Here is a 6309-nt window from a genome sequence, read left to right as displayed (position 1 = left end):
ATGCCGCTGGCGCAGCTGGGGTCCATGGCCAACCTGCTGCAGTCCGGGGTTGCTTCTGCGGAGCGGGTGTTCTCGTTGCTGGATGAGGACGAGCAGTCGCCGGATCTTGCTTCCGCTGGGCCTGTTTTAGGAGCTCTCAGTTGGCAGTGCACAGCTTTGCGCTGATTCATCAAATTACTTCACTCACAAGTGAAAACTGGAGCGAAGAGCTACGGCGCTCCATGGCATCAGGGGTGCGGTAGCGCGACGTTATCGAGTAAGAAACGAAGCAGCTGAAGCTGCTATCGCTACCGCTATATCTGGATCTACATCGTCATACTTCAGCTGCCGTAGCGCATGCGAATAAGCGATCGCGCAGGTCGCGGCCTCAGTATCAATACTTGAAGCCCACGATCGGCAAGCCCTAAGGAACTCCTCATGGGGAGCTCCCTCAGCAAAGCGGTCTATATCCCACCACGATTCAAGGTTTCTGGGTTGGGGCCATCCTGACCCTCGGGCTGGTCCTTGCAAGTGGAAGAGAACGCTCAATTCTAGTGTGATCGGATCTGGGGCAGAGGTCCCGACGCCCAAATCACCGAAGTCAATCAGCATGGGACCACCGTTTGCATTCACTAGGATGTTCTCGCCATGAAGGTCTCCATGAATAACGCCCGTCCTGACTTCGACTGAGATTTCTTCTAGCGCGAGAAGCTCATGCAGTGCAGCAATGCCGTCGGGAAGCTTTTCGTCAGGAATGCGGGCCCGTCGAAGATCGGCGAGGGAAAAGGAATGGGGAACGGTCGAACTGTGCCAGGTCTCCATTCCCACTTGCAGTCGTCGGACTATCTCCGCCCCAGCTTCCGGGCTTTCCCTGAGGACCTGGAAAATGGAGCGGTAGCTATTGCCTGCGAGCGTGGAAAATAGGGCCGCCTCTTTGCGTAAGCCGCTGAAGGTAGCAGTGAGGGCTGGGGCGAAAAAACCAGGCTCCAATCGATTGCCGGCAAACTGGTGGTAGCGATTGAGCTCATCACGAGCTGATTCGAAATCCAGTACTTTTATAAAGACGGAAGCGATTCCACCATGTGTGTCGGTAAATCGAGCTGTGGCTACTTCGGCCCCCGACAATCCCTGTAGTGGTGTGACCGCGGCTGATCTACTACCGATGGATTTCGCGTAACAGCGCACCGCCCTCGCCATCATGGGAGAGATTGTGAGCGTTGACTCCACCTTGCACCAGTCGTCAAGGTCGGACAGTGCTTTAGCGAATCCTCTTAGCAGTGTGTCCAGTCGAGCCAAGTCGCTCTTCAGGCACAACTGCACCATTGGCACGGAAGTCAACCCGTAAATATCCGCGACTCCTCCCGACGACAGTTGATCGGTGATGTTGCTAGGTGTGGCGAATCCCGTCAGGAAAATGATGGGAGTGCCAGGGCAGACAGTCCTAGCCTCAGAATGAACCGCGAGCCCATGTTCTTCGGAAATATCTAAGCTATTTGCCGTTGGGGGAATGCGCAAGTCACAAAGAATCAAATCAAACTCGTCCGAACGGATGTTTGATAAAGCCGCATCTCTGTGGCGGGCAACGGTAGGAGTTACGGTTGTAACTTTCGCCAGTGCATCTGACGTAAGTCGAATGCTTCGATCCTCATCTTCAATAAGCAGAACCTTCACGTAGTTTCCTTTCCGACGATTTCCACTAAGGGCCAGCGGATCTCACACGATATTCCCCTATGTTCTCGAGGTACCAGTTTGATGGTCCCACCAAGTGAGGCGACGGCGCGTTTCGTTATGGGAAGCCCCCATCCAAAGTGAGTCTCCTTCGACTTACTTGTGATGCCTGGTTCCCAAGCGCGTTCATGACCTTCTGGGAATCCAACTCCTTCGTCGAGGACTACAACCCAAGAATAACTGTCCGTAACAGTACAATTAACGAGAACTTTCACCTCGGTTTCTTCACTTGCCTCTACGGCATTTTTGATCACATTCTGTAACGCGATTCGCAGTAGGCCAGGATCACCGACGGTGATTACCGGATCGAGTCTTGTCGCCAGTACTTGCTCCTCGGTGTATCCGCAGAAGTGAATGACTTCCAAGATTAGGCTTGACAGGTCAAACTCTTCATTGTTGGCCGACGCAGATGCCTCGTAAAGTCGATGGATAACTTGAAGAAACTCCGTAGTTCGAGCCAAGGCCGCAGCAGATCGACTGCCGGCGAAGGGGATGGAAATCTCATCGGCTACTGCTGCAGAGATGTCTGCCAAGAGAGGGTGCATCTCGTGGAGTAGCGTTTGAGTTACATTCTGTATTGCTTGGGACCGGATATCCTCTAGCTCGGACTCCGCCTTGGGGGATATCCAACTTTCATCTGAATCCGGTATGGCTGTACTAGCTTGCCACCTGCCGATGACGCGCGCCAAAGTATGCCGCACCCACGAGTCGGCTTCTTGGCGTTCATATTGGCGAAGTTCTGGAAGCTTTGAAAAATCTTTTGACTTCGCAAGAAGGCGCGCACCTTTTAGGCGGTCGCTCGAGCGGGGGGACGCTAGCAACGCAAATCCTTCATCTACGCTCAACGACGGCTCACCGTTTCATTGCGATAAAAAGCGGCACGAGTTGCAAACGCTCGTTCGCCTCCCTCCATAATGTCAGTGACGGCCGCAATAATTTCCGGCGCGTCCAAGTCACCAGCATGGGTGAGATAACCGCGGTCCCCATCGGAGTTCATCACAAGTACGCGATTTGCTCCTCCGAGCACAGGGATATTGGCATTGTGGGAAGAAAAAATGAACTGGTCGCTAGGCTGGCGGCTCTGCAGGGCTGAGACCAATGTAGAAGCGATGAATGCATTGTCTAGATGGTCTTCGGGTTGGTCAACGATGAGGGGGTCCCCATGATGACCAAGAAGTATGGGTAGAACTGTTGTACATCTTTGCCCAATAGAGAGGCGGTCGCTCGCCTTGAACTCTTGCCCGTCAAGGAGTTCAAGCGTAACTCCGTCCTCAACAGTGCTGGCGATGATGTCAGGGGTGCCTCCCGCTCTGAGGGCGGCGATAATGGAGGAGGCTCTGTCAGGTGAAATACCGATGGCGCCGCCAAGTTCAGTCGCGTTGTTTTGCTCAACCCAACTAACGACTTCATGAGGAGCTGCTGCTTGGGCGAGCATCGGCGCAAGCGAGTTGTAATGCAGGCCGCTACCTCTCAGAGCTGCGACGATGGTAGAGCGATATGCCTCCAAATTTTCCGATTTCGCTAGCCTGATGCGGATAGCGGGAGCTAGAGTTCGATTCAGTTCACGCACGATTGCAAGGCGATCTGAATACACTTGGTCACGGAGTTCCTCTGCTTTGAGCTGGACGCTATCGCGTTGTGCTGAGACGCTCCGCAGTCTGTCCGTCCGTTCAGATAGCCGGTTCTGAAGTGCGAAAAGCTGACCTTGATATTCCTCGAGCTCGACCACGCGCCGAGTGGTAAGACCTATTCCTGCCTGAAGCTCTTCAAGACTTTGCCGAAGTTGACGGCTGGCCTCGTCTACCTGGACTTGGCGCTGCGCCGTTTCGTTTCGTGCAGCCTGCAGGCTGTTTCTCACCTCTGCCAACCGTGTCAACGAGGTGTTGAGCAGGCGCTCTACGTCTGCTAGGAGGAAACGCGCACCAGTCAGTGGATCATCTCGGTCGTCGGCAGGCCATGTCTGCAGGACGGACGAGGCATCGGAGGCTAAACGCGTCAGTGCACCAGCCAAGGATTCAACACTTGATTCGCTTTGGTCCACCACGGACTCGCGCAGGGCGAGACGTTGGCTGTCTTGTTGGAGCGATAGCAACCGGAGCTGCTGATCCTCAGTAGCCCGGGCGTTATCCAGTAGCTGCTGCTGGTGCTTCCTTGCCTCATCAAGATCTGCCGTGACAGCTGACATCGAGGCTATCTGTTCCGACAATCGGCCCCCATCATTGAGGATGGCCAGTATCTCGGTCGTTAAGCTACGGACATGAGCCTGCAGATTGCTCATCATCTTTGCCGTCTCATCCCGATTCGACCTGAATCGGTCAATGAGGTGAAGCCTTCCGGCCGCTTGGGCGCCCACTGCCTCCACTTCATTTTGGGCGAGAACGGTACACGTAGGTTGCCTTGTCCCTGTGGTGGTCACATGACCTGAAGCTGATCGCGTCACAAGAAATGAAGAGTCACCATCCCGCATAGTGACGGTGACAGCTCCCCCCTCTAGGATGGCCACGGCCTGTTGACGCCCTCGATTTGCAGCATCTTCAGTAAACGCTCCAGCTCCAAGGCAGTAGCGAATGAGTTCTATTAAGGAGGTCTTGCCGGTCCCTCGCGCGCCGATTATGACGTTTAAGCCAGGCGAAAATTCAACATCTAATCCAGATAAAAACCCCTCCGTCTCAACCTGGACTCTCTGAATGTACAAAAGTGCTCCCCTTTGTGCCCGGGCTGAATTCCGGAAAGTGATAAATCGTTCCCCGCTTAGGTTCATTACGATCATACTGTCCGGCTTACCTGTGGAAACGATCAGCTGCAGGGCAGCTCTTCAAGCAAATCCTTTGTGAAGACCTAGGAGCGCGCTCGCCAGGACGGGGCTGTCAGTGGGACCGCCTCGGACTCACTTCCTTCGAAACTCACGGTTCCAGAGCCGGCTCTATCAGTGCTGGCATCGGTAGCAATCCACACCCGCCCACCGGCTCCTTGCCGGTCTATCGAAAGGCTCCCGTGTCATTGCCATTCACAAACCGAGGCTTATCCCTTGCCTCACCCAGCAAGCCCACCCACCCCCGTCGTAGTACACGGACACACAGCGCAACGTTCCGGCCCCCGGACGTAACCTGTTTAGATGCCTCGTTTTGCGCTTGATATTGAGTCCGTGCCCCGTCCCGTCCGCGCCCAGGAGCTGCTGGATGCGGTGAATCAGCGGGTCGTCATTGCCGATGGGGCGATGGGCACCATGCTGCAGGGCCGGGAACTGTCCCTCGAGGAGGACTTCCTGGGGCTGGAAGGCTGCAACGAGATCCTCAATGTCACGCGGCCGGATGTCCTCGCGGACATCCATGACGCGTACTTCGCGGTGGGGATCGACGCTGTCGAAACCAACACTTTCGGCGCCAACTGGTCCAACCTCTCGGACTACGGCATCGACGACCGCATCGAAGAGCTCGCCCGCAAGGGTGCAGAGATCGCCCGTGACCGCGCTGAAGCGGCAGAAAAGACAGACGGACGCATGCGCTGGGTTCTGGGCTCGATGGGGCCGGGCACCAAGCTCCCCAGCCTCGGCCACACCACCTACGACTACCTCAAGCAGACGTTCGCCCTGCAGGCCGAGGGCCTCATCGACGGGGGAGCGGACGCCTTCCTCATTGAAACCAGCCAGGACCTCCTGCAGACCAAGGCCGCGGTCAACGGCTGCAAGCAGGCCATCGTGTCCCGCGGCGTCCGGCTCCCGATTTTCGTCGAGGTGACGGTCGAAACCACCGGAACCATGCTGATGGGCTCCGAGATCGGCGCCGCGCTCACCGCACTCGAACCGCTTGGCGTCGACGCCATCGGCCTGAACTGCGCCACCGGCCCGGATGAGATGAGCGAGCACCTGCGCCACCTCTCCAAGCAGTCTTCCGTGGCCATCGCCTGCATGCCCAACGCCGGCCTGCCGGTGCTCGGCGCCAACGGTGCGCACTACCCGCTCTCACCCACCGAACTCGCCACCGCCCACGAACAGTTCGTCCGCGAATTCGGGCTGGGCCTGGTGGGCGGCTGCTGCGGTACGACGCCGGAACACATGGCCGCCGTCGTCGAACGTCTTGCGCCCTTCCGCACGGCCGACAGTGTCGCCACCGGCGGGAGGGGCGCCGACGGTGCCCGCGTTCCCACCGAGCGGGAAGCCGGTGTTGCTTCCCTTTACCAGCACGTGAACTTCGACCAGGAGCTGTCCTACCTCGCCATCGGTGAGCGCACCAACGCGAACGGTTCCAAGGCGTTCCGCCTGGCGATGCTCGAAGAGCGCTGGGACGACTGCGTGGATATCGCCCGCGGGCAGATCCGCGTCGGTGCGCACCTGCTCGATGTCTGCATTGACTACGTGGGACGCGACGGCGTTGCCGATATGAAGGAGATCGTCTCGCGTTTCGCGTCGGCCTCCACGCTCCCGCTCGTCATCGACTCCACCGAACCACAGGTCCTGCAGGCCGGGCTCGAACACATCGGCGGACGCCCGGTGATCAACTCCGTCAACTACGAGGACGGCGACGGGCCGGAGAGCCGCTTCGGCCGCATCATGCCGCTCGTGAAGGAACACGGCACCGCCGTGATCGCCCTGACCATCGACGA

General features: G+C 57.4%; 4 protein-coding genes. 1 reads left to right on the top strand and 3 read right to left on the bottom strand.

The features are described 5' to 3' along the window. Positions 1-249: 249 nt before the first annotated feature. Genes DBR22_RS12175 through DBR22_RS12165 form a run of 3 tightly spaced genes read right to left on the bottom strand, consistent with a single transcriptional unit; the run spans position 250 to position 4468 of the window. On the bottom strand, positions 250-1650 hold the full coding sequence (locus DBR22_RS12175; RefSeq protein WP_108599228.1) for a phosphotransferase: 1401 nt from the start codon (positions 1648-1650) through the stop codon (positions 250-252). Further along, positions 1647-2552, bottom strand: coding sequence for a sensor histidine kinase (locus DBR22_RS12170; protein WP_146187487.1), 906 nt, complete (start codon positions 2550-2552; stop codon positions 1647-1649). The genes DBR22_RS12175 and DBR22_RS12170 overlap by 4 nt, the downstream gene beginning before the upstream one ends. Further along, on the bottom strand, positions 2549-4468 hold the full coding sequence (locus DBR22_RS12165; RefSeq protein ID WP_258229172.1) for an AAA family ATPase: 1920 nt from the start codon (positions 4466-4468) through the stop codon (positions 2549-2551). The genes DBR22_RS12170 and DBR22_RS12165 overlap by 4 nt, the downstream gene beginning before the upstream one ends. Positions 4469-4822: 354 nt before the next feature. Here DBR22_RS12165 and DBR22_RS12160 point away from each other — a divergent pair. After that, positions 4823-6309: homocysteine S-methyltransferase family protein (locus tag DBR22_RS12160; RefSeq protein WP_181365154.1), on the top strand; the 1487-nt coding region annotated here is incomplete at its 3' end.

Origin of the sequence: Arthrobacter sp. HMWF013, assembly GCF_003061105.1 — a bacterium.
In the GTDB taxonomy this organism is placed as follows: Bacteria; Actinomycetota; Actinomycetes; order Actinomycetales; family Micrococcaceae; genus Arthrobacter.
The sequence above is the reverse complement of the archived record's forward strand: the minus strand, read 5'-3'. Positions and strand labels throughout refer to the sequence as shown.